The organism is Egicoccus sp. AB-alg2, assembly GCF_041821065.1.
Classification (GTDB): Bacteria; Actinomycetota; Nitriliruptoria; order Nitriliruptorales; family Nitriliruptoraceae; genus Egicoccus.
Map to the genome: position 1 here is coordinate 142,420 of NZ_JBGUAX010000009.1, position 25,549 is coordinate 167,968.

At 72.5% G+C, this 25,549-nt stretch carries 25 protein-coding genes and 1 tRNA gene; 10 read left to right on the top strand and 16 right to left on the bottom strand.

What is annotated here, in order from left to right; translation table 11 throughout:
- Positions 1-413: 413 nt before the first annotated feature.
- The 6 genes from ACERM0_RS18405 to galU form a co-directional block, all read right to left on the bottom strand.
- Positions 414-490, bottom strand: a tRNA-Ala gene (locus tag ACERM0_RS18405).
- A 94-nt stretch (positions 491-584) separates the two neighbouring features.
- Entirely contained in the window at positions 585-1,247 is a 663-nt protein-coding gene (locus tag ACERM0_RS18410; protein WP_373680087.1) for a haloacid dehalogenase, read from the bottom strand.
- Positions 1,244-1,783: a hypothetical protein gene (locus ACERM0_RS18415; RefSeq protein ID WP_373680088.1), complete on the bottom strand. Its 540-nt coding sequence runs from the start codon at positions 1,781-1,783 to the stop codon at positions 1,244-1,246. Before ACERM0_RS18415 ends, ACERM0_RS18410 begins: the two co-directional genes overlap by 4 nt.
- 156 nt (positions 1,784-1,939) lie before the next feature.
- Entirely contained in the window at positions 1,940-2,446 is a 507-nt protein-coding gene (gene moaC / locus ACERM0_RS18420; protein WP_373680089.1) for a cyclic pyranopterin monophosphate synthase MoaC, read from the bottom strand.
- Positions 2,443-3,705, bottom strand: a complete 1,263-nt coding sequence (gene glp / locus ACERM0_RS18425) for a gephyrin-like molybdotransferase Glp (RefSeq protein ID WP_373680090.1) — start codon at positions 3,703-3,705, stop codon at positions 2,443-2,445. The genes moaC and glp overlap by 4 nt, the downstream gene beginning before the upstream one ends.
- Entirely contained in the window at positions 3,702-4,580 is an 879-nt protein-coding gene (gene galU / locus ACERM0_RS18430; RefSeq protein ID WP_373680091.1) for a UTP--glucose-1-phosphate uridylyltransferase GalU, read from the bottom strand. The genes glp and galU overlap by 4 nt, the downstream gene beginning before the upstream one ends.
- Positions 4,581-4,698: 118 nt before the next feature.
- Here galU and ACERM0_RS18435 point away from each other — a divergent pair, with 118 nt between their 5' ends.
- The 3 genes from ACERM0_RS18435 to ACERM0_RS18445 all read left to right on the top strand — a co-directional run bounded on the left by ACERM0_RS18435 (position 4,699) and on the right by ACERM0_RS18445 (position 6,463).
- Complete coding sequence (locus ACERM0_RS18435) at positions 4,699-5,271, top strand: 5-formyltetrahydrofolate cyclo-ligase (RefSeq protein ID WP_373680092.1); 573 nt, start codon at positions 4,699-4,701, stop codon at positions 5,269-5,271.
- A gap of 114 nt (positions 5,272-5,385) precedes the next feature.
- Positions 5,386-5,727, top strand: coding sequence for an FmdB family zinc ribbon protein (locus tag ACERM0_RS18440; RefSeq protein WP_373680093.1), 342 nt, complete (start codon positions 5,386-5,388; stop codon positions 5,725-5,727).
- Positions 5,728-5,806: 79 nt separating this feature from the next.
- Positions 5,807-6,463, top strand: a complete 657-nt coding sequence (locus ACERM0_RS18445; protein WP_373680094.1) for an SAF domain-containing protein — start codon at positions 5,807-5,809, stop codon at positions 6,461-6,463.
- Positions 6,464-6,537: 74 nt separating this feature from the next.
- Here the strand turns inward: ACERM0_RS18445 and ACERM0_RS18450 are convergent, their stop codons facing one another.
- Positions 6,538-8,076 (bottom strand): SDR family oxidoreductase, encoded by a 1,539-nt coding sequence (locus tag ACERM0_RS18450; RefSeq protein ID WP_373680095.1) that lies wholly within the window; start codon positions 8,074-8,076, stop codon positions 6,538-6,540.
- A 227-nt stretch (positions 8,077-8,303) separates the two neighbouring features.
- Here ACERM0_RS18450 and ACERM0_RS18455 point away from each other — a divergent pair, with 227 nt between their 5' ends.
- Complete coding sequence (locus ACERM0_RS18455) at positions 8,304-9,191, top strand: undecaprenyl-diphosphate phosphatase (RefSeq protein ID WP_373680096.1); 888 nt, start codon at positions 8,304-8,306, stop codon at positions 9,189-9,191.
- A gap of 42 nt (positions 9,192-9,233) precedes the next feature.
- Here ACERM0_RS18455 and ACERM0_RS18460 read toward each other — a convergent pair whose 3' ends face one another.
- Positions 9,234-11,123, bottom strand: a complete 1,890-nt coding sequence (locus ACERM0_RS18460; protein ID WP_373680097.1) for an alpha/beta fold hydrolase — start codon at positions 11,121-11,123, stop codon at positions 9,234-9,236.
- Positions 11,124-11,311: 188 nt separating this feature from the next.
- Here ACERM0_RS18460 and ACERM0_RS18465 point away from each other — a divergent pair, with 188 nt between their 5' ends.
- Complete coding sequence (locus ACERM0_RS18465) at positions 11,312-11,857, top strand: transglycosylase family protein (protein ID WP_373680098.1); 546 nt, start codon at positions 11,312-11,314, stop codon at positions 11,855-11,857.
- 18 nt (positions 11,858-11,875) lie between these two features.
- Here the strand turns inward: ACERM0_RS18465 and ACERM0_RS18470 are convergent, their stop codons facing one another.
- Positions 11,876-12,142, bottom strand: coding sequence for a DUF6457 domain-containing protein (locus ACERM0_RS18470; RefSeq protein ID WP_373680099.1), 267 nt, complete (start codon positions 12,140-12,142; stop codon positions 11,876-11,878).
- A 67-nt stretch (positions 12,143-12,209) separates the two neighbouring features.
- Here ACERM0_RS18470 and fdhD point away from each other — a divergent pair, with 67 nt between their 5' ends.
- Positions 12,210-13,706 carry a formate dehydrogenase accessory sulfurtransferase FdhD gene (gene fdhD, locus ACERM0_RS18475; protein WP_373680100.1) on the top strand — a complete coding sequence of 499 codons (1,497 nt, stop codon included), beginning with the start codon at positions 12,210-12,212 and terminating at the stop codon, positions 13,704-13,706.
- Positions 13,707-13,742: 36 nt separating this feature from the next.
- Here fdhD and ACERM0_RS18480 read toward each other — a convergent pair whose 3' ends face one another.
- Positions 13,743-14,123 (bottom strand): cupin domain-containing protein, encoded by a 381-nt coding sequence (locus tag ACERM0_RS18480; RefSeq protein ID WP_373680101.1) that lies wholly within the window; start codon positions 14,121-14,123, stop codon positions 13,743-13,745.
- A gap of 275 nt (positions 14,124-14,398) precedes the next feature.
- Between ACERM0_RS18480 and ACERM0_RS18485 the strand changes: the two genes are divergently transcribed.
- The 4 genes from ACERM0_RS18485 (at position 14,399) to ACERM0_RS18500 (ending at position 19,002) form a co-directional block, all read left to right on the top strand.
- Positions 14,399-17,137 carry a S8 family serine peptidase gene (locus tag ACERM0_RS18485; protein WP_373680102.1) on the top strand — a complete coding sequence of 913 codons (2,739 nt, stop codon included), beginning with the start codon at positions 14,399-14,401 and terminating at the stop codon, positions 17,135-17,137.
- A 293-nt stretch (positions 17,138-17,430) separates the two neighbouring features.
- Positions 17,431-17,643 (top strand): transcriptional regulator, encoded by a 213-nt coding sequence (locus ACERM0_RS18490; RefSeq protein WP_373680103.1) that lies wholly within the window; start codon positions 17,431-17,433, stop codon positions 17,641-17,643.
- A complete protein-coding gene (locus ACERM0_RS18495; protein WP_373680104.1) occupies positions 17,640-18,314 on the top strand; it encodes a LiaI-LiaF-like domain-containing protein in 675 nt (224 codons plus the stop codon). The genes ACERM0_RS18490 and ACERM0_RS18495 overlap by 4 nt, the downstream gene beginning before the upstream one ends.
- A gap of 19 nt (positions 18,315-18,333) precedes the next feature.
- Positions 18,334-19,002: a hypothetical protein gene (locus ACERM0_RS18500; protein ID WP_373680105.1), complete on the top strand. Its 669-nt coding sequence runs from the start codon at positions 18,334-18,336 to the stop codon at positions 19,000-19,002.
- A gap of 108 nt (positions 19,003-19,110) precedes the next feature.
- Here the strand turns inward: ACERM0_RS18500 and ettA are convergent, their stop codons facing one another.
- From ettA to ehuB, 6 genes are all read right to left on the bottom strand, one after another.
- Positions 19,111-20,787, bottom strand: a complete 1,677-nt coding sequence (gene ettA / locus ACERM0_RS18505) for an energy-dependent translational throttle protein EttA (RefSeq protein WP_373680106.1) — start codon at positions 20,785-20,787, stop codon at positions 19,111-19,113.
- 88 nt (positions 20,788-20,875) lie between these two features.
- Positions 20,876-21,964 (bottom strand): NAD(P)/FAD-dependent oxidoreductase, encoded by a 1,089-nt coding sequence (locus ACERM0_RS18510; RefSeq protein ID WP_373680107.1) that lies wholly within the window; start codon positions 21,962-21,964, stop codon positions 20,876-20,878.
- 98 nt (positions 21,965-22,062) lie between these two features.
- A complete protein-coding gene (ehuA, locus tag ACERM0_RS18515) occupies positions 22,063-22,872 on the bottom strand; it encodes an ectoine/hydroxyectoine ABC transporter ATP-binding protein EhuA (RefSeq protein ID WP_373680108.1) in 810 nt (269 codons plus the stop codon).
- Positions 22,859-23,737 carry an ectoine/hydroxyectoine ABC transporter permease subunit EhuD gene (gene ehuD / locus ACERM0_RS18520; protein ID WP_373680109.1) on the bottom strand — a complete coding sequence of 293 codons (879 nt, stop codon included), beginning with the start codon at positions 23,735-23,737 and terminating at the stop codon, positions 22,859-22,861. The genes ehuA and ehuD overlap by 14 nt, the downstream gene beginning before the upstream one ends.
- The gene (locus ACERM0_RS18525; RefSeq protein ID WP_373680110.1) at positions 23,734-24,456 is read right to left on the bottom strand and encodes an amino acid ABC transporter permease; all 723 of its coding nucleotides are present in this window, start codon (positions 24,454-24,456) and stop codon (positions 23,734-23,736) included. Before ACERM0_RS18525 ends, ehuD begins: the two co-directional genes overlap by 4 nt.
- An 86-nt stretch (positions 24,457-24,542) precedes the next feature.
- Entirely contained in the window at positions 24,543-25,487 is a 945-nt protein-coding gene (gene ehuB, locus ACERM0_RS18530) for an ectoine/hydroxyectoine ABC transporter substrate-binding protein EhuB (protein ID WP_373680111.1), read from the bottom strand.
- Between the last annotated feature and the right edge of the window lie 62 nt (positions 25,488-25,549).

The following is a 25,549-nucleotide window of genomic DNA, read 5'->3' on the forward strand; positions in this document are numbered from 1 at the left end:
GATGCGGGCGGAGCCGGCCCGTTGCGGCCGGCGCGATGTGCCTCGCGGCAGGCATCACGGGGAACCCCGTCGGGAATCCCGGGCGGGATCGGGCATGCGGTCCGGCGACCGACGCCGACCCGGGACCGAACTCCACGACACCGACGGTCTGGTGGCACGGCCTCCTGCCCGCGCCCGAGGAGCAGGTGCTGGCTGACTTGGCTGCGCCTGTCGACTCCGGGGCGGTGGTGTTCCCGGACCCGACGCGCTCGACGCTCGGGTGGTCTGGACCGGCCTTCCGTGCCAACCGCGCCGTCCGTCGAGGTCACCCGTGACGAGCGACGCGTCGTGTCGCCGCACCGGACCGCGCGCCCGCCCACCCTGCCTGGATCGCAAGAAAGAACGCCCCGTAGCGGCGGCTACGAGGCGTTCGGTGGTGGAGGTGATCGGATTTGAACCGACGGCCCCTTCGTTGCGAACGAAGTGCTCTGCCAGGCTGAGCTACACCCCCGGGACGGGACGGCGCTCCCGTGGGAGCGCAGCGCGCGGAAGGGTAGCGCGGGTCGGTCGTGTCGTCAGATCGGCGGGCAGCTCGACCGGTGTGGTCACGACGACTCGTCCAGGACCCGCTCCAGCGCTTCGCGGTGAGCATCCAGGGCGCGTCGGAGCTCGCGCTGGCCGGCGGCCGTCGTGAGGTCGCCGCGTGTGCGTTCGGTGATCGCGCGAGCGGCGTCGGTGGCTCGGCGCAGCCCGCGGCTGAGCCCGTCGGGTACGTCGATCGTCACGAGCGCCGCCAGGATCTCCTGCATCAGCGCCAGGGCGGCCTCGGCGTCGTCGATCCGCCCGCCGCGGACGTGGTCGAGGCTGGCACGGCGCAGCTCGCCGACCGTCTCCGCCAGGCCGTGGAGCCACGACACGTCGTCGACGCCGACCTCCTCCGGGCCGGGCAGTCGCTCGCTGGCCACGGCCGCACGGGTCAGGACCGCCTCGGCGACCTCCTTGGCGGCGTCCTGGACGAAGCCAGCGTGCAGCACGTCGGGGAAGGCCCCGCAGGCGTCGTAGGCCTCGCGGAGTGAGGTCCGAGCCTCCTCGATCAGGCGGCCCGCACGGTCGGTCTCGCCGCGGTGGGTCGCGCGGATGGCGTTGGCGGCGGACCGGATCGCGTTGCGGCCCGCCGCGAGGCCGACCTCACGAGCCTCGTGGCGCGCCACCAGACGCGCCCGGACCGGGTCGGTCAGGGCGGCGAGTTCGCCCTCGCCGGCGCTCATGCCTCCCAGCGTCGCAGCCGCACGCCGCCGCTGGCACCCCACAGTTCGCCCGCGTCGATCGTCACAGGTCGGCTGGCCGCACGGTGCAGGTCGAGTTCGGCGACGACGCGCCGGGCTTCGTCGCGCTGCAGCTTCAACTGGCGCAGCAGTGCGGTGTAGCCGGCCGTACCCAGCAGCAGCAGCGTCGCCGGGAACCACATCCAGCCCCCGAAGGCCACGGCCAGGACCAGCGCCGCGACGGAGCCGGCGAGCGAGCGCAGGAACCAGGCCCGTCGCTGGACCACGACGGGGTCCTCGGGCCGGCGCAGGCCGACGCTGCGCACGGTCGGGTCGACGTCGCGCTGCACGATCCGGCCGGCGTCGCCGGGGACCAGCAACTGTCGCGAGGTGCCGCTGCGGTTGTCGCGAAGGACGTCCATGGCCCGTTCGAACCCTCCGACCGTGGCGTGGGGTTGGGAGTTTCGGGAGCGGCGAACGGCTCCCGGGAGTAGCAGCACGGTCCACAGCAGGACCAGCACCACGAACGACTCCGTCACCGCGACTCCACGCGCCTCGCCTGTCGTCGATCGATCGCCGCGGTTCGCGGCGTCGCCGGACGGTAACCGACGTTTCCGGCGCCACGAAGCAACCGCGACAGGTCGACACGTCGCTCCAGCGACGTGCAGGAGATGCAACGGGGTACCCCGCGGCGATCAGGGCAGGTCGACGTCGCCGGAGCGCCCGCCCGTCTTGCGGCGGAGACGGACGTCGGTGATGACCACGTCGCGTTGCACCGCCTTGACCAGGTCGTAGAGCGTCAGCGACGCCACGCTCACCGCGGTCATCGCCTCCATCTCCACGCCGGTGCGGTCAGCAGCCCGTGCCGTGGCAGTCACCACCGCGACGCCCGCCGACGCGTCGACGTCCACCTCGACCTCGACGGACGTGAGGGCGATGCCGTGGCACAGCGGGATCAGCTCGGGCGTGCGCTTGGCCGCCTGGATGCCCGCGATGCGCACCACCGGCAGCGCGTCCCCCTTCGGCAGGTCGCCGGCCAGCAGGCGTGCCGCCACGTCGGGTCGCATGTGGACCCGGGCCTCGGCGACGGCGGTGCGCTGGGTGACGGCCTTGTCCCCGACGTCGACCATGCGGGCCTGCCCACGGGCGTCGAGGTGGGTGAGGCCCTCCGGATCACCACCGGACCCGCCGGGGGCGGTCATCCGTCGACCAGCAGCTGGACACGGACCTGCTCGCCGGCCGCGATCGCGTCGCGGTCCTCGGGCACCACCGCGAGCCCGTCCGCGGACGAGATCGAGGTGATGACGTGCGAGCCCTGGGCGCCGGTCGGCGTGGCGGCCCAGCCCTCCGCGCCGCGCGCGAGCCGTACCCGCACGAAGTGGCGCTTGTTCGGGGCGCCGCGCAGCTCCTCGGTGGCGCGGGCGGTGACCGTCGGCCGCGTGAGGTCCCGCCGGCCCTGCATGCGACGGATGGCCGGACGCACGAACACCTCGAACGACACGAACGCCGACACCGGGTTGCCGGGCAGGCCGATCACCGGGGTCTGGCCGATGCGGCCACGGATCTGCGGCATCCCGGGCTTCATCGCCACCTTGGCGGTGCGGACCTCGCCCATCGCGCCGATGACGTCGGGCAGCAGGTCACGGGTGCCGGCACTGGCCCCGCCGGTGCACACGAAGAGGTCGGCGTGTCCGAGGTTGGTGTCGAAGGCGTACATCAACGCCTTGCGGTCGTCGGGCACGATCCCGGTCGTGAAGGGGATGCCACCGGCCGCCCGGACCATCGCGGCGAGCATCGGGCCGTTGGAATCGCGGATCTGGCCCGGACCCGGCTCCCGCGTCGCCTGGACGAGCTCGTCGCCGCTGGACAGCACGACCACGCGCGGGGGCGGGACGCACAGCACCCGCGGGATGCCGACGGCCGAGAGCAGGGCGATGTCGGCCGGCTGCACCCGGCGACCGGACTTCAGCAGCACCTGGCCCGGCTCGAGGTCCTCGCCGGGCCGGCGCACGTGCTCACCGGGTGCGACCGTGCGGTGGAACCCGATCTGCCCGTCGTCGCCGGACGTGGTCTCCACCGGCACGACCGCATCCGCGCCCGGCGGCAGCGGCGCCCCCGTCATGATGCGGACGACGCGCCCCGGCGCGACCTCGGGAGCCTCCGCCGCACCGGCGACGACCTCGCCCACCACGGGCAGGTGCACCGGTTCGTCGACGCGGGCATCGACCAGGTCGGCTGCCACGACGGCGTAGCCGTCCATCGCCGCGTTGGCGAAGGGCGGCAGGGTCGCGTCGCTGGTCACGTCGGCGGCCAGCACGAGCCCCAGGGCGTCGAGGATCGTCAGCTCGATCGGGTCGGGCTGGGGCAGCGAGTCGAGGATCGCCTGCAGGTGCTCCTCGACCGGGGTCAGTTCCTGGGCCGGTGTGACCTCGTCACGGCCGTGGCCGACGAACCGCGTCACGCCTCACGCTCCTCGATCCAGGCGCGCAGCCACTCCAGGAACTCCTTGCCGAGATCCTCACGCTGCGCCGCGATCTGGACCGTCGCCTTCAGGAAGCCCAGCTTGTCCCCGGTGTCGTAGCGCTCGGCGTCCAGACGGATGCCGATGATCGGCTCGTCCGCCGCCATCGTCTGCAGCGCGTCCGTGAGTTGGATCTCGTCGCCGCGGCCGGGTGGCGTCTCGTGCAGGACGTCGAAGATGGCGCCGGGCAGCACGTAGCGGCCCACCACGATCAGGTTGGAGGGCGCCTCGTCGACCGGCGGCTTCTCCACGAGCCGGTGCACGAGGAACTCGCCGTCCCGCTCGCCCGGCTCGACGTCCGCCACGCCGTAGAGGTGCACCTGGTCGGACGGCACCTCCATCAGCGCGACCACCGGGCGACCCGTGCGGTCGTGCGCCTCCAGCATCCGTTCCAGGAACGGCTCGTGCGGGTCGATGATGTCGTCGCCGAGCAGGACGGCGAAGCTCTCCTCGGCCGCCACGTGGCCGGCCGCCATCAGCACGGCGTGCCCCAGTCCGAGCGGTTCGCCCTGCCGGATGCTGTGGATCTGTGCGAGGTGGGCGAGGTCGCGGACGGCGGTCAGCTCGTCCTGCTTGCCCTTGTCCGCCAGCGCCGCCTCCAGGTCCAGTCGCCGGTCGAAGTGGTCCTCGATCTCGCCTTTGCCCGAGCCCGTCACGAGCAACACGTCGTCGAGTCCTGCGCGCACGCACTCTTCCACGATGTACTGGATCGCGGGCCGGTCCACCAGCGGCATCATCTCCTTCGGCACGGCCTTGGTCGCCGGCAGGAAGCGGGTGCCGAGACCGGCGACGGGGAGGACGGCCTTGCGGACCATGCGGGCTCCTCGAAGTGGTGGCGCGAAGCGCGGCGAGCCTAACGGGACGGCCGACCGAAAACCGGACGTACGATGGCGACCACACCGTTGGCGCATCCGGCCCCGTCCGAGGACCTCCGTGTCGGCCACCACGAAGACGGCCCTGCGGGCGTCCGCGCGCGCCGCCCGTGCCGCCCTGTCGCCTGTCGAACGCAACGAGGCATCGGCGCAGGTGGTCGCCCGCCTCGAGCGCATGCCGGAGCTGCGCCGGGCCCGGACGGTGGTCCTCTACGCGGCGACGCGCGACGAGGCGGATCCCGGGGGACTCCTGCCCCACCTGCTGCGGCGCGGGGTGCGCACCCTCTTCCCCCGTGTTCGTGGCGAGCACCTGGAGCTGGTGGCCGCGTCCGATCTGGCTGCCCTGCAACTCGGCTACCGGGGCATCACCGAGCCCGTGGGGCCGGCGGTCGATCCAGAGGTCGTCGACGTCGTGCTGGTCCCAGGGGTGGCCTTCGACCCAGCCGGTGGTCGGCTGGGGCAGGGCGGCGGCCACTACGACCGGCTCCTGGGCCGGCTGCCGCGGCACGCGACGCGGATCGGCGTGTGCTTCTCGTGCCAGGTCGTCCCCCGGGTGCCGCGCGAGGCCCACGACGTGGCGGTCGACGTGGTCGTCACCGAGCGCGTCACCCACCGCGTCGATGCCCGGCGCTGAGTACGTCCGGACCTGCGGGACCGCTTGCGGTTGCGTCCGCCCTGCGGCAAAATCAGCACTCGCCCCTGCCGAGTGCTAAGTCGTCACTCGTGCGCGAGTGTCGGAGCAGCCGCCATGCCCACCTACGAGTACGCCTGCCGTGACTGTGGCGAGCACCTCGAGGTCGTGCAGTCGTTCAAGGACGACGCGCTGACCGAGTGCCCGGCCTGCCACGGCTCCCTGCGCAAGGTCTTCAGTGCCGCCGGCCTCATCTTCAAGGGCTCGGGCTGGCACGTGAAGGACTACGCCGGGTCCTCGAAGAGTTCGAGCAGCCGCGGTTCGTCGTCGGAGTCGTCCGACGGCGGGTCGTCGAAGGGCTCGTCGGAGTCGTCCGGCTCCTCGTCGTCCGGCTCGTCGTCCTCGAGCTCGTCCGGCTCGTCGTCGTCGAGTTCGTCCGGTGAGGCCAAGAGCGCCTGACGCGCCCCCGCGAACGGCTGTCCACAACGCGCCTGCGATCCATCCGGACGCAGGCGCGTTCGCTTGCTCAGCTGGGTACATGCGACCTCCCGAAGCCTCCCGCGTCCGCCCGCCCCGTTTCGTGCCGAGCCTCGACGGCACGCCAGCGGCGCTGCCCCGCTCGCTCGACGCCCTCAGCGAGCGTTGGTTCCGGGCCGGCCCCCGCCTACGGCTGGCCCTCGTCGTCGCCCTGCTGGTGCTGGCCGCGACCGGCTACGTGGCCCGCATCACCACCTCACCGTGGGGCGCCCCCACGCCGGTGCTCGTGGCGGGAGCCGACCTCGCGCAGGGGCAGGACCTGCGGGCCCAGGACGTGCAGCGCGCGCGCTGGCCGGCCGACCTCGTGCCGTCGGACGCGGTGCTCGACGTCAGCGACGCCCGCCTGGCGACCGCCGTGCCGGCCGGCACCGTGCTGACGGCCCGGCACCTCGCCTCCGGGGGCGTCGCCGGTGCGCTCGCCGACGACCAGGCCGCCGTCGCCGTTCCCCGTGAGCTGCTGCCGAGGATTCCGGCCGGGTCGCGCGTGGACCTCGTCGGCGCCGCCAGCGACGGCACGGCCAACGTCCTGGCCGGCGACGTCCCCGTGTTGCGCGTGGACACCGACGACGCCTGGGTCGCCGTCCCGCGCGCCGACGCCGCCGCCGTCGCGGGTGCGGCCGCCGTCGGCGCGCTGACCGCGGTGCTGCTCCCGCCCTGACGCCTCGCAGGAGGGGGCATGCCGCGCGTCCTCTCTCGCCCGCCGCCCCGGACCTGCCGCGCCCAGGCTCGCACTCAGGCTCCCGGGCGCTGCTGCAGCGGGGCCTCGTCGGGCCGGTCCGGCGCCGGTCCGGCCCGCGCTCGGTCCTCGGCCGCCAGCCGCTCCGCCTCGCGGGCCAGCTGTCGCGCCATGCGCGGGAAGATCAGGGCGTGGAAGGGCGTGAGCACCCGCCAGTAGAGGCGGCCGAACAGGCCCCGGGGATGGAAGCGGGCGCGCTGCTCGAGGCGCGAGCCGTCGCCGTCGGGCTCTATCCGGAACTCCAGCCACGCCGCGCCGGGCACCTTCATCTCGGCGCGCAGCCGCAGGAGCCGGTCGGGCTCGAGTGCCTCGACGCGCCAGAAGTCGACCGGTTCCCCGACCGCCAGCTCGACGGGGTGCCGCCGGCCGCGGCGCAGCCCCACACCGCCGACGACCTTGTCGAGGATGCCACGGGTCTCCCACATCCAACGGAAGCCGTGGTAGCCGCGATGTCCGCCGATGCCGCTGACCGCCTCGAAGACCGCCGCGGGCGGGGCGTCGGCACGGACGCGGCGCTCGTCGGCCAACACCGTGCCCCCGGACCAGTCCGGATCCTCCGGGCGCGGCGCCTCGGGCCCGTGGCGCTTGGGCGTCTGCGACGGGGTGCCGCCCGCCCCCGCCCACGTGGTCGCGACCTCCAGGTCCTGCACCCGCTCCAGGGCCAGCAGCAGCGCCGCACGGATCGGGAGCCGCTCGCGGGGCAGCAGCCGCTCGGCGGTGTCGTCCTGCACGACCACCTCGTTGACGAGGCTCTCCACCAGCGGGCGCGCGAGGCCGGTCGGCAGCGGCGTAACGAGGCCGATCCACAGCGACGACAGCGACGGGGTCAGGACCGGGACCGGGACGATCACGCGGTGCCGCAGGCCGGCCACCTCGGCGTAGACCTGCATCAACTGCCGGTAGGTGAGCACGTCCGGCCCGGCGATCTCCAGGACGCCGGCCGCGTGGGGGTTCTCGGCCACGTCGGCGAGGTAACCCAGCACGTCACGGACCGCGATCGGCTGGCAGCGGGTCTCCACCCACCGCGGCGTCACCATGACCGGTAGCACCTCGACGAGGTGGCGCAGCATCTCGAACGACGCGCTGCCGGAGCCGATGATGATGGCGGCGCGGAGTTCGGTGACCGGCACCGGCCCCTCGGCGAGCAACCTGCCGACCTCCTGGCGCGAGCGCAGGTGCGGCGAGAGGTCCGGTCCGTGCCCGAGGCCGCCCAGGTAGACCAGACGCCGGACGCCGGCTTCGGCCACCGCGTCACGGACGTTGCGGGCGGCCTGGCGGTCGCGTTCCTCGAAGCCGCCCGCGCCGTCCATCGAGTGCACGAGGTAGTACACGACCTCGCACCCGTCGGCCGCGGCGCGTACCTGGTCGCGGTCCGCCACGTCGACGCGGGCCACCTCGATCTCGTCGCGCCACAGCCGGTGGTCGAGCTTCTGCGGCGTGCGCGCCCCGCAACGGACCTGGTGGCCGCGGGCGAGCAGTTCCGGCACCAGCCGCCCGCCGATGTATCCCGTCGCTCCGATGACCAGTACCCGCACGCGGCTCGTCCTTCGTCGTCACCCTCCCGGCCCCCGACGGGTGACCGCGGCCCTTCCGAGCTTCGCCGCCGCCGTCCACCGCGGACCGGGCCGCACACCGCCGTCGGTCCGGGGCCTTCGCCCCGCGGCCGCGTCGCTCCGGCCGCGGTCCGGTCCTGGTCCGGCCGCGAGTATCCTTCGCCGGCTCGTCGTGCGGCCCGACCTCCGCCGATCTGCCGGTCCCCGTGATGTTCTTCCAGGCGATCGTCCTCGGTCTGCTCCAGGGCCTGACCGAGTTCCTGCCCGTGTCCTCCTCCGGCCACCTGCAGGGGGTCCCGTACCTGCTCGGCTGGCCCTCGGGCAGCCTCACGTTCGACGTCATGGTGCACGCCGGCACGCTGATCGCGGTGCTGGTGTACTTCCGCGGGGACCTCGCGTTCCTGCTCACGCGCGCCACCGGCCTGGGCGGCGACTACGTGCCCGCGGAACGCCAGCAGGCCTGGAAGGTGATCGGCCTGCTCGCCCTCGGTTCGATCCCGGCCGCACTGGCGGGGTTGCTGTTCGAGGACGTCTTCGAGGCCGCGTTCGGCTCCATCCGGGCGGTGTCCGCCTTCCTGCTCGTGACCGCCGCCCTGCTGTGGTTCGGCGAGCACCTGCGCATGCGCCGTGCCGCCGCCGAACTGGGCAAGACCGTCGGCGATCTCCAGTCGCACGAACGGCACCGCGATCCGGGCCGTCGCGAGGACACGACGACCATGAAGGACGCCGCGCTGATCGGCGTGGCCCAGGCGCTGGCGATCTTCCCGGGCATCAGCCGCTCGGGCGCCACGATCGCGGCCGGCATGACCCTCGGGCTGTCGCGGGCCGCCGCGGCCCGGTTCTCGTTCCTGCTGTCGATCCCCGTGATCATCGGCGCGACGGTGTTCAAGCTCCCCGACCTCGGCACGGTCGAGCCCGGCACCCTGCCGTTCACACCGCTGCAGATCGCCGGCGGCGTGCTGACCGCAGCGATCAGCGGCTACCTCGCCATCACGTTCCTGCTGAAGCTCGTCCAGCGCCAGAACCTGCTCGGCTTCGCCCGCTACGTGGTGGCGTTCTCGATCGTGCTGTTCGCCGCGACCTTCTGGATCGGCTGACCGGCCCCGGACCTCGGCGCCGGTCGGCCCGCGGGCCACCGTTCAGTCGCCGAGCACGTCGTGCAGGAACGCCGCCACCTGCGGGTAGCAGTCGATGCGGTTGGCGAGCTTGCTCAGCCCGTGCCCCTCGTCCGCGTAGACCAGCAGTTCGCTGCGTACGCCCCGCTCGCGCAGCACCGCGTGCAACTGCTCGGCCTCCGACAGCGGCACACGCGGATCGTTGGCGCCGTGGACGATGAACAGCGGCGCCCGCAACTCGTCCACGTACGTGATCGGTGACGCCTCGAGCAGCACGTCACGGTGGTGCTCCAGGCTGCCGTACTCGCGCTCGCGGAACGCCCGCCGCCAGGCCGAGGTGTTCTCCAGGAACGTCACCAGGTTGGACATCCCGACGATGTCCACGCCGGCGGCCCAACGCTCGGGCTGCAGCACCAGCCCCATCAGCGTCATGTAGCCGCCGTAGGAACCGCCGTAGAGCGCCGCGCGGTCGGCGTCCAGGTCCGGCTGCGTGCCGAGCCAGTCGTGCAGCGCCGCCAGGTCGCGAACGGAGTCCAGCCGCTTCTCCACGTCGTCGAGGTGCTGGTAGCGGCGTCCGTACCCGGTCGAGCCCCGCACGTTCGGCGCCACGACGGCGAAGCCCTGGGCGACGAGGTACTGCGTCAGCGGGGTGAAGCTGGGCCGGTACTGGCTCTCCGGGCCGCCGTGGACGACGACCACGACCGGCGCCGGGCCGCGCTCGGCCGCCCGACGCGGCCGGTACACGAACGCGGGGACCTCCAGCCCGTCGAACGACGGGAACCGGACGAGTTCGGGGGCAACGAACGAGGCCGGGTCGACCGCGCACGGCGACACGGTCACCCGCTCCAGGCGACGCTCCTGCGTGTCGTAGCGCCAGACGTCGCCGGGCACCGTCGCCGAGGAGAACGAGAACGCCAGCCAGCGCCCGTCACGGGTGAACCGGAAGCCGCCCGCCACGCCGTCGCCAGGCAGCGCCACCTCGTCGGTGACCTCGAGGGTGTACGGGTCGCGCAACTCCGCACGGGTGCGCCCGTCGTCGTTCCAGACCACCAGCAGGTGGCGACCGGACCAGTCGACGCCGCAGCCGGCGTCCCAGCCCTTCTCCACGACCACCTCGTAGTGGCCGTCGGGCGTCCCGCGCGCGATCGCGCCGTGGTCGCGGCCGACGTCGGTCGTGAAGAAGAACGCCGACGAGTCCGGCAGCCAGGAGGGGGTCCCGACGCTGGACTCGCGCTCGGGGTGCGGGGCCAGCTCGACGACGCCGTCGGCACCGGCTCCCAGCGCGCCGTCCTGCGCCTGCCGCAGGTCGACGAGGTGGACGACGTTGTCGCCGGGGCGGGTCGTCATCTCGCTGACCGCGAGGTAACGCCCGTCCGGTGAGAAGCCGCCCGGGCCGGTCCAGCCGCCGGTCGCGAACACACGCCGTTCGCCGCCGTCCACGAGGTCACGCACCCAGGTGTCGAACGCGACGCCGTCCCCACGGTTGGTGGCATAGGCGAGCAGGCGCCCGTCGCGCGTCACACCGCCGGGCCGGTGGATGTACTCGTCGTCGACGACCAGCGGCTCGAGCTCGTCGGGGCCCCAGAACGGGACCGTCGGCGCGTGCGAGGCGGTGAACAACTGATGGCGCTCGTTGCCGCCACGGTCCGTGGCCAGCAGCAGGCGGTGCTCGTCACGGCCCGTGGGGTCGGCCGGCAGGTACCCGGCGCCGATCGGCTCCTCGAAGCGCGTGATCGGGATGAGCGATGCCGCCTCGACCGGCAGGGCCGTCCCGTCGACGTCCAGCCGGTGCACCTGCGCGCTGCCGGGCAGGTCCGAGGAGACCAGCAGGCTCCGAGCGTCCGGGGACCAGCCGCTGGGCGCGGCCGTCCGGATCTCCAGGTAGGCGCGGATGTCGGGCGTCTCAGAAGTCATACCCCGAGGCTAGACCACCCGACCAGCCTGTCCGCACGGACATGATCACTCGTGCAACGGCCGTGTGCAGGGACGGCAGGCACTTCCTACCTTCGCTCGCCGCGTCGGCTCGGGCCAGCGAGTCCGCATGCCCCCGGCGCGTTCCCCCCTTCTCCCCCGACCACAGGAGTCCTGTGCGTTCTTTTGGCATGCGCGTCATCACCGCTGGTGCGGCGACCGTCGGTCTCATCGGCCTCGGCAGCGCCGCTGCCGCCGCCGAGACCTATGAGGTCCAGGCCGGCGACACGCTCTCGAACATCGCCCGCAGCGTCGACACCGTCGACACGTGGCAGGAGCTGCACGCGGCCAACCCGAAGCTCGACGACCCGAACCTGATCTTTCCCGGGCAGGTCCTCGAGTTGACCTCGTCCGGCGGTGAGGTGCAGGTGAGCACCTCGTCCGAGGGCTCCGGCTCCGACAGCGCCGAGACCACCACGACGACCTCCGCCAGCGCCGACGCTGGCGTGTGGGACCGCCTCGCCCAGTGCGAGTCCAGCGGTGACTGGTCCATCAACACCGGCAACGGCTACTACGGCGGGCTGCAGTTCTCGCTCAGCTCGTGGGAGTGGGTCGGTGGCGAGGGCTACCCACACCAGGCCTCCAAGGCCGAACAGATCCACCGCGCCGAGCGGCTGCTCGAGCGCCAGGGTTGGGGCGCCTGGCCGGCCTGCTCCAGCCAGCTGGGCCTGCGCTGAGCAACAGCGCCACGCCCGTCACGACGGCCGGTCCCCCTGGGGCCGGCCGTCGTCGTGTGCCAACTGCCGGACCAGCCCCCGAATCGCGTCGACCCGCGTGTCCGGATCATGCGCGGCACAGGCGACGCCCACGAGGAAGGTCGACAACGGCGCCGTCCACCGTTCGCTGGTGTGGGCCGCCACCCGGGCCAGATCCAGCAACGCCTCGCGCTCGGCAGGCGTCGGCGCGGGCACGTCGCCGGGCAGGGCCGCGCACAGCCGTTCGAGCCACTCCTCGGGTCCCATCGCCGCTCCTCTCGCTCGTCCGGGACGTTACGTTGCCGACACGCGCCCGAGGCAAAGGAGCAGGGCCGTGTCGTCCGTGCGCCCCGACGACCTCGACCCGTCGCCGTCGCGTGGCCGGGTGGCGTGCACGGCGGCCGTGCTCGCCGGTGGCGCATCCCGGCGCATGGGGCGCGACAAGCGATTCGTCCCGGTCGCCGGCCAGCCGCTGCTGGCCCGCGCCGTCGCCGCGGTCGCCGAGGTGACCGACGACGTCGTCGTCGTGGTCGCGGAACCGGGCCCGTTGCCGGCCCTGCCCGGTCACCCACGGACCGTCCGCGACACGCATCCGGGCGCCGGCCCGCTCGGGGCGCTCGTGACCGCACTCGACGACGACGCCGAGGAGTTGGTCCTGGTCGTCGCCGGCGACCATCCCGCCCTCGCGCCGGCGGTGCTGAGCATGCTGCTCGAGCGACTGGCGCCTGCGGACCACCTCGACGCCGTCCTGCTGGGCGACGACGCCGGCGAGGCACAGCCGCTGGTTGGCGCCTACCGGCGGCGCGCGGCCGGTCCGCTGCGTCAGGCCTTCGCGGCCGGCGAGCGGCGGGCGCGGGCGGTGTGCGACCACCTCGACGTCGAGGTGGTGCCTCCCGCCGCGTGGCGGCCACTCGACCCCGCCGGCGACACGTTGCGCGACCTGGACACGCCCGCCGACGTGTCCGCCTACGCCCGTGCCCGGTGGCCCGGCCAGGACGGCACCGGCATCGAGGTGGTCCGGCTGCAGTCGAGTGGCGAGGGTGTGGACCGCACCGCTCGTGGCGACCGGCTCGCTCCTGAGGAGCCGCTGCGGATCCGGGCCGCCGGCCCGGGCCAGGACCCGGTCGACGTCGTGACGACCATGCGCAGCCCCGGCGCGGAGCACGAACTGGCTCTCGGCTGGCTGTTCACGGAAGGCCTCTACGACCCGCGACGGGGCGCGGCCACCGTCACGTACGGCGATCCGCGGGAGCTGGCGCGCCCCGAGGACACGGTCGAGGTGCGCCTCCCTCACCCCCTCGACCTCGCCGCCGCCGCCCACCGTCACACCGCGGCGACCGCCTCGTGCGGGGTGTGCGGACGCGCCTCGATCGACGAACTCGCCGCTCGGTGCGCACCGCTGCCGGCCGACGTCCCCGCCCGCCCGCTCGCTGCTGCCCTGCTGCTGGAGCTCCCGCAGCGGCTGCGACGCTCGCAGTCGCTGTTCGCGGGCACCGGCGGCGTGCACGCCACGGGCCTGTTCGACGGCGACGGCGCGGCCGTGTGCGTGCGCGAGGACGTCGGGCGCCACAACGCGCTGGATGCGGCGATCGGGACCCGGCTACGGGACGGTCACCTCGACTTCTCCGACCTCGTCGCCGTGCTGTCCGGCCGGATCGGGTTCGAACTGGTCGCCAAGGCCGCCGCTGCCGGCATCCCCGTCGTCGTCGCGGTCGGCGCGCCCACCGACCTGGCCGTGCGCACCGCTCAGCGCCTGGGCATCACGCTGGTCGGGTTCGTCCGCGCCGGCGGCGGCAACCTCTACACCCATCCGCACCGGGTCGTCACCTGACGCGTCCGCCCGCGAGGCGCCGTCCGCGGCCGACCGTCAGGGGTTGGGTACGACGGTGAGCAGGGCCAGCAGGTCCTCGTCGGCGTGCAGGCCGTGCTTCTCGAGCGGGATCGGCGCCCACGTGCCGGCCGTGAGACGCACCTCCTCGTCGCCCAACCGCAGTCGTCCGGCGCCGCTGAGCACCTGGATGGCCGCCGGGCCGGGCGAGGGGTGCTCGGTCAGCTCCTGACCGGCACACAGTGCCAGCAGCGTCTGCTTCAGCGGCCCGCCCTCGGAGGGGGTCAGGGTCAGTGCGGACCGGCCGGCGTCGTGCTTCCGGGCCTCTTCCATGAGGTTGCCGCCGACCTCCTGCAGGTCGACGGGCGGGCGTGGCGTGCGCTCCGACACGTTGGGGTTGGCGCTGGGCTGGTCGCTCACGAAGGACCTCCGCTGGTGGTTGTCGGCGACCAGTCTGCCGTCGCTTCCCGCCATCCGGGCCGCCAGTTGGACCACGTCTCTACCGACTCTCGACCGGGCCGAAACGGTGTCCGACGTCTGGGCACTACCTCGGATGGCCCGCCGCTTCTAGTCATGGCGGGCCATCGTGCAAGCCACGCACACCCCCTAGCGGTCCCCTTCTTTCGCCCTAGCCTCATCGGCCATTCGCGCCCGGATGGTCCGAGGACCAGCCGGGCACAACCCGAGGGGATGACATGAGAGGGAGCCGCAAGCTGCTCGGCCCCACGTTCCTCGTCGGTGCGCTCGTCGCGGCCATGGCCGCGCCCGCCAGTGCCACCGGGGAACGTGTGGAGCCGACCCAGCCCGCACCGTGGGAACTCGCCGAGGCGAGCGACGCGGAGTTCGTCGACGACCTGTGGTTCGTCGAGTTCGGCACGCCGCCGGCCACGCGCGGCGGGCCGCGGGCCGCCCAGAACGCCGAGCGTGCCGCCTTCCGGACCGAGGCCCGCGCCGAGGGTCTGGCCATCGACGAGGAGAAGGACTTCCGCACCCTGTGGAACGGTGTGACGGTCCGCGCCGACCGGGGCGAGATCGGGACGATCTCCACGCTGAAGAGCGTCAAGGCCGTGTACCCCGTCGCCGTCGTGGAGCGTCCGGAGCCGTCGGAGGCGACGCCGGCGCTGGCCAGCGCGCTGGCGATGACGGGCGCCGACATCGCCCAGTCCGAGCTCGGCTACACCGGTGAGGGCCTGAGCGTCGCGGTCATCGACACGGGCATCGACTACAACCACCCCGACCTCGGCGGTGACGGCGACAACGACAACCGCATCGAGGCCGACGCCAACACGCGCGAGATGGACCACCCGCGCGTGACCCACGGCTGGGACTACGTCGGCGAGGAATTCAACCCGGCCGACCCGGACGCGCCGCAGACGCCGCAGCCCGACCCGGACCCGCGTGACACCGAGGGCCACGGCTCGCACGTCGCCGGCATCGTCGGCGCCGAGGCGGCCGACGAGGACGGCATCACCGGCGTGGCGCCGGGCGTCACCTTCGGCGCCTACAAGGTGTTCGGCCCCGGTTCGACCACCTCCGACGTGATCGTCGACGCGCTCGAGGACGCCTACGCGGACGGCTTCGACATCGTCAACATGTCGCTGGGTGCGACGCTGGCATGGGGGCAGGACTACCCGACCAGCCGCGCCAGCAACGAGCTGGCGAACAACGGCGTCGTGGTCGTCAACTCCGCCGGCAACGACGGTGGCCTGGGCATGTACACGCTCTCGGCCCCGGCCAACGCGCACGACATCATCAGCGTCGCCAGCGCCGACAACACCGAGCAGCAGACCTTCGTGTTCGAGGTCGACCAGCTCGAGAACCCGGTGCCGTACCTGCCCATGAGCGACGCGCCGGCGCCGCCGACCGAAGGGCAGTCGGACGAGCTCGTGTGGCTCGGACGCGGGTGCGTGGACACGGGCAACAACGCCGACGACGTGCTCGACCCGCCGCACGACACCGCGCAGGCCGAGGGCCGCACCGCCCTGCTCACCCGTGGCGACTGCACCTTCGCGCAGAAGTACCGCGGCGCCGTGCAGGCCGGCGCGACCAGCGTCGTGATCCACAACAACGTCGCCGGGCTGTTCGCCGGCGGTGGCATCGACCGGATCGACGACGCCTGGGCGGCGGGCATCAGCCGCGACGCCGGCCTGGCGCTGCGGGAGCTGCTGGCGGACGGAGAGACCGTCACCCTGGGCTTCAGCGACGAGCAGGTCGCGACGCCCAACCCGACCGGTGGTCTGGCCTCGTCCTTCACCGCCTACGGTCTCAACGTCGACCTGGAGTTCGGTCCCAGCATCATGGCGCCGGGCGGGCTGATCGTGTCCACCTACCCGCTGGGTTCGGGTGGCTACGCGATGCTGTCCGGCACCTCGATGGCCGCCCCGCACGTCGCAGGCGCCGTCGCGCTCCTGCTGGAAGCGGAGCCGGATCTCGACCCGTTCCAGGTACGTGACCGACTGCAGAACACCGCCGAGCCGGCCGTGTGGTCGCTGAACGCGGGTTCCGGTCTGCTCGAGCACACGTTCCGCCAGGGCGCCGGCATGCTGCAGGTCGACCAGGCGATCCTGGCCGACCAGCACGTCACGCCCGGGCAGCTGTCGCTGTATGACGCGAACGAGACCACGGCGACGGTCACCGTGACCAACCGCGGCTCGGAGGACGTCACCTACGCGATCAGCCACGTCGATGCGCTCCAGGTGGTTGCGAGCACGTTCACGCCGGACTTCTGGTTGTCCCCGGCGAGCTTCCAGGGCCCGTCGTCGGTCACCGTCCCGGCCGGCGGCTCGGCGGACGTCACCGTGACCATCGGTGCGCCCGCTGCGATGCCGAACCACCAGTACGGCGGCTACGTCGTCATGACGCCCGAGGACGACGCGTCCAGCACGCTGCGCGTGCCGTACGCCGGCTTCGCGGGTGACTACGTCGACGAGATGGGGCTGCTCGGCTTCTGGGACTGGCCGGCCGACGCCGCCGCGCCTTCGTTCGTGGAGGTCGACCCGGTCATGGCGCGCTACCAGGACGGCTCGCCGGTCGTGGCCGAGCCGGGCCACGTGTTCCGTCCCGCGGAGGGTGACTACCCGTACGTGGCGCCGTTCTTCGGGCACTTCCCGGAGCGCATGGAGCTGTGGGCGAGCAAGGTCGGCGACGACGACCGCTTCCTGGTCGGCGAGCAGTCGAACCTGCCGCGCAGCCAGGCGCCGGTCGTGCGCCAGCTGTTCGCCTGGAACGGTCGTCTGCCCGTGGGCAGCACCGGCGGCACGCGGGTCGCCCCCAGCGGCGAGTACACCCTCGAGCTGCGGGTGCTGCGCGCCACTGGTGACGCCGACAACCCGGAGCACTGGGACACCTGGGAGTCGCCGGCGTTCTCGCTGGTGAACCCGCGCGGTGGCCCGCCGGTCGGCGGACCGGGCAACCCGGATCGCGGTCCTCGCTGACCCGAGCCGCAGCACGAACGAGGGGCGGGCCCACACGGGCCCGCCCCTCTCGCATGCACGGGGCCGGCACCGCCGACGCCGGAACCAACACCGAGCTTGACACGCAGAGCACTCTGTGAAACAAAGCACTCACCGGAACGGATCGCCTCCGCGCCGCCTCGAAAGGTCCGCTCACGCTGCCCTCACTCGACCCGATCATCCACGCGCCGGCCCGCCTCCGGCTGGTCTGTCTGCTGCAGGCGCTGCCGCCCGGCCGTGACCTGACCTTCCCCCAACTGCAGGAACTGCTGTCCTTGTCCCCTGGAAACCTCTCGACCCATCTGCGCAAGCTGGAGGAGGTCGGCTACGTCGCCGTCGCCAAGGCGTTCAACGACCGGACGCCCGTCACGACCGTGTCACTGACGGCCGCGGGGCGGGTGGCCCACGCCGCCTACGTCGACGCGGTGACGCACTACCTCGACGGTTCTGCCGCCCAGGCCCTGCTCCACGCGGAGGAGACGACATGAGCACCGTCCACGAAGGCCGCCAACAGGCGCGCTCCCGCCTCCTCGACCCGACCGTCCTGTTCGGCCTCGCCCTCATCGTCGCCGGGCTGTTGCTGCTGCTCGATCGACTCGAGGTCCTCGACGCCGGACGCCTGGCGGCGGACTGGTGGCCGCTGGTGATCGTCGGCATCGGCGTGTGGTGGCTGTTCGCCGACAGCCGACTGGCCGGACTGGCCGCGATCGCCGTCGGTGTCGTACTGCTCGGCGTCGTGCACGACGTCGTGGAGGGCAACGTCGGCAACCTGATCTTCCCGGCCGTGCTCGTGCTGATCGGCGCCGGCGCGCTGACGGCCGGTGCGCGCATGCGACGGGCCATGCGGGGACTGCCGGCACCGGACGGCAGCTGGACGCAGGCGCCCACCGCGATGGCCGTGTTCGGCGACGCCCGGCTGAGCGTCGCGGACGACGGCACCGACCATGCCGCCGTGACGGCGATCTCCGTCTTCGGGGACGTCGAGGTGGCGGTGCCCGCCGGCTGGCGGGTCGTCGACCGCACCACGGCGCTGCTGGGCACCGTCCGCATCCCGCAGGCCCAGCCGACCTATGCCGAGGCCCCGGTCGTGGAGTTGCACGGCCTGGCCATCTTCGGCGACGCCAAGGTCCGCTACCTCGACGACCCCCGGAGTGTCTGACATGACCGGAGACCGCCCCATGACCGACCTCCCCATCGGCCGCTCCGGCGCCGAGGCACTCGACGCCGCCGGCGACGGCCTGAGCGCGCTGGGCGCGATCCTGGTCCTCGCCGGGCTGTGGCGCGCCCTGATCGTGACCGCCGTGCTGCCGGCGCAGGCCGGCACGTGGTGGCCGCTCGTCATCGTGCTCGCCGGCCTGTGGCTGGCCAGCCGGGGGCGGCGGGGCCCGGCCACCACGCTCGTCGCGATCGGCGTCGGCCTCCTCGTCGTCCTCAATGTGCCGGGCGAGTTCTTCTGGCCGTCGCTGCTGATCGTGTTCGGCGCGCTCGCGATCCTGGGTGCCGTCTCCGGCCGCCGGTTCGTGGACGACTTCCCCGGCGCGGCCGGCGTGGCGCTCTTCTCCGACCGCGACGTGCACGTGGCCCCCGGCGACCCGGCCCAGCCGCTGGTCGCGGTCTTCGGCGAGGCGGCGGCACACCTGCACGGGCCGAGCCAGGACTTCGTGAGCTGCCTCGCCGTCTTCGGCAGCACCACCCTGACGGTGCCCCGTGACGTGGTCGTCGAGGTGCGCCCCACGGCGGTGTTCGGCGACGTGCGCTCACCCGCACCGCCCGAAGGGCCGACCAACGGCACGGTGCAGGTGCGCGCCACCTCGGTGTTCGGCGACGTCAGGATCCAGCGCGCCTGACCCGCGCAGTTTCCGTCACGGGCGACGGAAACCGCTGCGCCGCGCACCCGCGCCCTACGCGCTGACACATGGTTTCCGTCACGGGCGACGGAAACCGCCGGACGCGGGTCAGCTGCGGCGGGTGAGCGGCTTGTACTTGATGCGCGTCGGGTTGAGGGCCTCGTCGCCCTTGCGCTTGCGCAGGTCCTCCTCGTACTCCGAGTAGCCGCCCGGGAACCAGGTCACTTCGGAGTCGCCCTCGAAGGCGAGGATGTGGGTGGCGACGCGGTCGAGGAACCAGCGGTCGTGGCTGGTGATCACGGCGCAGCCGGGGAACTCCAGCAGCGCTTCCTCCAGCGAACGCAGCGTGTCCACGTCGAGGTCGTTGGTCGGCTCGTCGAGCAGCAGCAGGTTCGCCTCGTTCTGCAGCAGCTTGGCGAGGTGGATGCGGTTGCGCTCACCGCCGGAGCACGAACCGACGTTCTTCTGCTGCTCGCCACCCTTGAACCCGAACGCGGCCACGTAGGCGCGCGACGCCATCTCGGTCTTGCCGAGCTGCACCCAGTCACCACCGCCGGTGATCGCCTCGAACACCGTCTTGGACGCGTCGAGGTCCTGCCGCGACTGGTCGACGTAGCTGAGTTGCACCGTCTCGCCGACCCGCAGCTCGCCTTCGTCGGGCGACTCCTCACCGACGATCATGCGGAACAGCGTGGTCTTGCCGGCACCGTTGGGGCCGATGATCCCGACGATGCCGCCGGGCGGCAGGCTGAAGGTCAGGTCCTCGTACAGCAGCTTGTCGCCGAAGCCCTTCAACACGCCCTTGGCGTCGACCACGACGTCGCCCAGACGCGGTCCCTCCGGGATCATGATGACCGGCTTGGTGACCTGCTTCGGACGGTCCTGGTTGAGCAGCGACTCGTAGGCCTGGATGCGGGCGCGGGCCTTGGTCCGCCGGCCCTGCGGCGACGCCTTGACCCACTCGGCCTCCTCCGCGAGCTGGCGCTGGCGGGCCGACTCCTCCTTCTCCTCCTGGCGCAGCCGTTCCTGCTTCTGCTCCAGCCAGCCGGAGTAGTTGCCCTGGAACGGGTGGCCCTTGCCGCGGTCGAGCTCCAGGATCCATTCCGCGACCTGGTCGAGGAAGTAGCGGTCGTGGGTGATCGCCACGACCATGCCGGGATAGTCGGCGAGGTGGCGCTGCAGCCAGGCGACCGTGTCCGCGTCGAGGTGGTTGGTCGGTTCGTCGAGCAGCAGGATGTCCGGCCGCGACAGCAGCAGCTGGCACAGGGCGGCACGGCGCTTCTCGCCGCCGGAGAGCACGGTCACGTCGTCCGCGTCCGGGACGCGCAGCGCGTCCATGGCGATCTCGATCTTGCGGTCGAGGTCCCAGGCGTCGGCCGCGTCGATCTTGTCCTGGACCTCGCCCATCTCCTCGTAGACGCGCTGCATCTCGTCGTCGTCCATCGGCTCCGCCAGCCTGGCGGTCAGCTCGTTGAACCGGTTGACGAGTTGCGCGGTCTCGCCCAGGCCCTCCAGCACGTTCTCGCGGACGTTCTTCGACGGGTCGAGCTCCGGCTCCTGCGGCAGGTAGCCGACCGAGTAGCCCCGGGCGGCCCATGCCTCGCCCTCGAACGACGTGTCGACGCCGGCCATGATCTTCAGCAGCGTCGACTTGCCGGCGCCGTTGGGGCCGATGACGCCGATCTTGGCGCCCGGCAGGAACGACAGCCAGATGTTGGACAGGACCTCCTTGCCGCCCGGGACGGTCTTGGTCAGGCCCTTCATCACGAAGCAGTACTCGGCCACGGCGGCGCTCCTCGAGGTCGTGGGGATGCGAGCGAAAAGGTGGCGCCCGTCAGGCTAGCCACCCGCTCGTGGACCGCTCGACCCGTCGCTACGGCGCCTCGCCCAAGCGGGCGTCGGGGCGCAGCTCGGAGGCCAGCCCACCACCGAGTGCCGCGGAGGCGAGCGCCTCGCCCAGCGCCGGCGCCTGCTTGAACAGGTTGTGCCCGGCGAGGACCGAGACACCGGCGACCTGCCAGACCGCCACCCCGTCGTCGCTCCACGGCAGCGCGGTCACCCAGCAGTGCTTGACCTCGACCGGGTGCGGCGCCAGCCCCGGCAGCGCCCGCCCGACGTAGTCGCGGACCCGTTCCTCGTGCTCGGCCAGCTCGGCAGGGTCGACGACGCTGCCGTCCTCGCGGACCTCGGCCGTCTCGCCCAGCCCGACCGCGTACGCGTCGTTGCCCGGGACGGCGGCCGCGTAGACCCCGGTCTCGCCGAACGCGCCGCTGGAGTCCTGCAGGCAGGCGAGGTGCTCGGGGGCGCTCCCGCGCACACGGAAGGTGGCACGCACGTGCACCTGCAGGTCGACCGGCAGGCTCAGCCCGAGTTGGCGCGCCAGCGGCGCCGAGCCGGCACCGGCACAGACGACCACGTGATCGAAGACCTCACGGGTCTCGCCGGCCCGCACCTCGACGCCACCGCCGGTCGGGCGCAGCGTCAGCACCTCCTGCGCCCGCAGGGCCTCGCCCAGCGTCGAGGTCAGCACGTCGACGGCTGCGCGGGTGCGGATCGCCCCGCCCTGCGCGTCGAACATGACCGGACCGAGGTCGTCGGCCGCGGCCAGCAGCGGCAACCGCCGCGCGACCTCGTGCCGATCGACGCGGTGGGCGTCGACGCCGGCGTCCTCCAGCAGCGGCAGCCGGTGCTCGACCGCCGGCCCGAGCGCCAGCGCACCGTCCGGCGAGACCAACTCGACGCCGAAGCGGCGCTCCCAGTCGGCGTAGATCGCCCGGCTGCGCTGCGCCCAGCGGATCAGCCGCGGGTCGTCGTGGGCGTGGCGGAACAGCCGCGAGCGCCCACCCGACTGGCCGTCGCCCGGCACGCCGCGCTCGAACACGGTCACCTCGGCACCGCGGTCGCGCAGCGCGAGTGCGGCCGACAGCCCGACGATGCCGGCACCGACCACCGCGACCGCCATGCGCGCCTCCTCTGCGACGTCAGGGCCCCCCGAGCCTGCCGGTGGTGACGAGCCGGTACCCCGCCCCACCACCGCCGATCGGGCCGTCGCGGCGGCGCTCAGTGCTCGAAGACGGCCCCGAGGAAGTCCTTGGTGCGCTGCTCCTGCGGGTTGCGCAGGATCTCCTCGGGTGAACCGGACTCCAGGATCTGACCGTGATCGAACATCACCACCCGGTCGGCGACCTCGCGCGCGAACCCCATCTCGTGGGTGACCAGCATCATGGTGGTCTTGCCTTCTTCGGCGATGTCGCGGATGACGTTCAGCACCTCGCCGACCAGCTCGGGGTCCAGCGCGGACGTGACCTCGTCGAAGAGCATCACCGCCGGCTCGGTCGCCAGCGAGCGGGCGATGGCGACCCGTTGCTTCTGCCCACCCGACAGCTGTCCCGGGGTGTGGTTGGCGTAGTCCGCCATCCCGACCTTGGCGAGCAGCTCGCGGCCGAGTTCGCGGGCCTCATCGGGCGACTTCCCGTGCACCTTCACCGGCGCCAGCATGATGTTCTCCAGCGCGCTCATGTGCGGGAACAGGTTGAAGTGCTGGAACACCATCCCGATGTCCGAGCGCACGCTGCGGATGTGCTTCTCGCGGGCGGGCTTGAGCCGGCCTCCGGCCTCCTCGTGGTAGAGGTGCCGGCCGCCGACCTCGATCGTGCCGGAGTCGATGCGCTCGAGCGTCATGATCACCCGCAGGATGGTCGTCTTGCCCGACCCGCTGGGGCCGATGATGACGACGCGCTCGCCCGGTTCGACGTCGAGGTCGAGCTCGCGCAGCACGACGTTCGGCCCGAAGGCCTTGTCGACGCCGCGCATGCGGACGCCGGCGGCGCCCTTGGCGGAGATGTCGGCCGAGATCTCAGGTGCGCTCATACGCGATTCGCCTCTCGAGTCGGCGGACCAGCCAGGCGGCCGGCAGGCTGACCAGCAGGAACCCGACACCGATGAGCAGGTACGGCTCGACGGGTCGGAAGTCGTTGCTGCGGATGGTGTTGGCGAAGAACAGGATTCCCGGCACGCTCAGGACCGCGTCGGCGATCGGGGCGTCCTTGAAGGCGGCCACGAGGTAGTTGCCCAGCGTGGGCAACACGTTGGGCACGGCCTGCGGGATGATCACCTTGGTCCAGGTCTGCCACGGCCCGAGATTGAGCGCCGTGGCGGCCTCCCACTGGCCGACGGGGACGCTGTCGATGCCGGCTCGGTAGGCCTCGGAGGCGTAGGTGGCGTAGTGCACGCCCAGCCCGATCAGCAGGACCTCCACCGCGTTGAGGTCGAGGACCGGCGTCGCGCGCACGAGCGCCTGCAGGAAGAAGAACTGGACCAGGATCGGGGTCGAGCGGATGAACTCGATGACCGCCACGGCCGGCCAGCTCACGGCCCGGACGTGGCTGCGGCGTGCGAGCGCGAAGAGCAGCCCCAGCACGATCGAGATGAGGAACGCCAGCACGGTGGCGCGGGCGGTGACGTACAGCCCCTGCAGCATCTGGGGCATGAGGTGGAAGAAGTAGTCGAGGTCGAAGTTCGTGTCCCCGTCGGCGGTCATACGCGACCGGTACGACCGCCCTGCACGACCCGTCATCGCGAGGATCGACAGGCCGAGGGCCATCAGCGCCACCGGCACGACGACGTCGGGCCGGCGGTACCAGCGACGGTGGGGCTGGAACTCCAGGTGCCGCATCGGTTCCGTCCCCGACGAGGTCGAGGTCTCCGAGGGGCGTTCGTGGGTGATGTCGCTCATGCCGCCACCTCCGGGACCGGCACCGCACGGCGGCCGGTGCGCTGTTCGTAGCGGCGGGCGAGCGCCCGCTCGGCCAGACGGAACAGGCCGTTGATGACCTGGGCGATCACGAAGTAGATGAGCAGCACGTTGACGAACAGCGTGGTGACCCCGGCAACGCCGGCGGCCAACTGGGTGGAGACGAGGTTCTGGGTCTCGCGCATCAGGTCGATGCCGCCGACGACCGAGACCAGCGCCGTGCCCTTGAGGATCTCGATGGTGAGGTTGCCCATCGGAGGCAGGATGATCCGCATCGCCTGCGGCAGCACGACGTGCCGCAGCCGCTGTGTGCCGCTGAGGTTGAGCGCGATCGAGGCCTCGTTCTGCCCGCGCGGGATGGCCTGGATGGCGCCGCGCACGATCTCCGCGCCGTAGCCGCCCATGTTGATCCCCAGGGCGATCGAGCCCCAGAACATCACGGAGGCGCCGCGGATGCCGAACAGGATCGGCAGCGCGATCACCATGATGAACAGCAGGATCACCGACGAGATCCCGCGCGCGAACTCCACGTACACCAGCGCCGCGCCACGGATCCAGCGCTGTTTCGACAGCCGTGCCACGCCTACCAGCAGCGACAGCGCCACGCCCAGCACGAATGCCTGACCGAGCAGTTGCAACGTCGCCTGCGTCCCGTTCCACAACCGCAGGTAGTGGTTCGGCTGCAGGAGCCAGTCCTCCACGTGCGCCTCCTCGCACCGAGGTCGCCCGACGTGTCAGACGATGGCCCGGCACCGACGCCCGGCGCCGGGCTCGCCCGGCACGAGCGTCACTCGACGAAGTCCTCGAGGGTCAGCGAGTTCGCGAGCTCGACGTCCTCCTCGGTGAAGTCTTCGTACTGCGTGATGATCTCCATCGTGGTGCCGTCCTCGCGGAACTGGTTGAGCACCTCGTTGAAGGCGTCGCGGAAGTCCTCGTCCGCGAACGCGTGACCGCCGCAGGGCAGGACCTCCTCACCGTCGGCGTCGATCGGGAAGAAGCCGTCGACGGCCTCCATCCCGCTGCGGGCGGCGACCTGGGTCTGCACGGTGGCCAGCGTGCCGGTCACCGCGTCGACCTCACCGGCCTCCAGCGCCCGGTACATGCCGTCGATGTCGCCGAACACCTGGATCTGGTCGTCGGGGACCCCCGCGTCCGCGAGGTAGTCCACCTCGACGGTGCCGGTGGCGACGGCGACCGTCACGTCGGTGTTGTCGAGGATCGACTGGTAGTCGGTGATGTCCATCGGATTGCCCTCGGCGACCGCGAGCGACTCCGGCACGCAGTAGTCGGGATCCGTGAAGTGCACCTGGGCGGCCCGCTCGGGGGTGATGTACATGCCGGCGGTCACGAGGTCGAACTGGCCGGCCTGCAGGCCGCCGATGAGTTCGCCGAACTCGACCACCTGGGCCTGCATCTCCTCGATGCCGAGCTCGGCGAGCACCTCGCGGGCCACGTCCGGGCCGATGCCGGTGACCTCGCCGTCGTCGCCGACGTAGCCGAAGGGCACCTCGTTGGCGACGCCCACCGTCACCGTGCCCTGCTGCTGTAGTTCGCCGAGCCGGCCGTCGGCGGTCTCGCCGTCGTCCTGACCGCCGCCGTCGGCCGTGGGGTCGGCCGTGTCGTCGCCACCGCAGGCGGTCAGGGCGAGGGCCAGTGCGGCGGCCGAAGCCAGCGCTCGCCGTCGGAAGGTTCGGGTCAGGCCAGAAATGGCGTCTCTCCTGGTGGGTAACACGCGTCCACGGCCGCGCCCCCGGAGCGGAACCGTGCCCCCGTGTCCCCCGTCCCGCTCGGGCC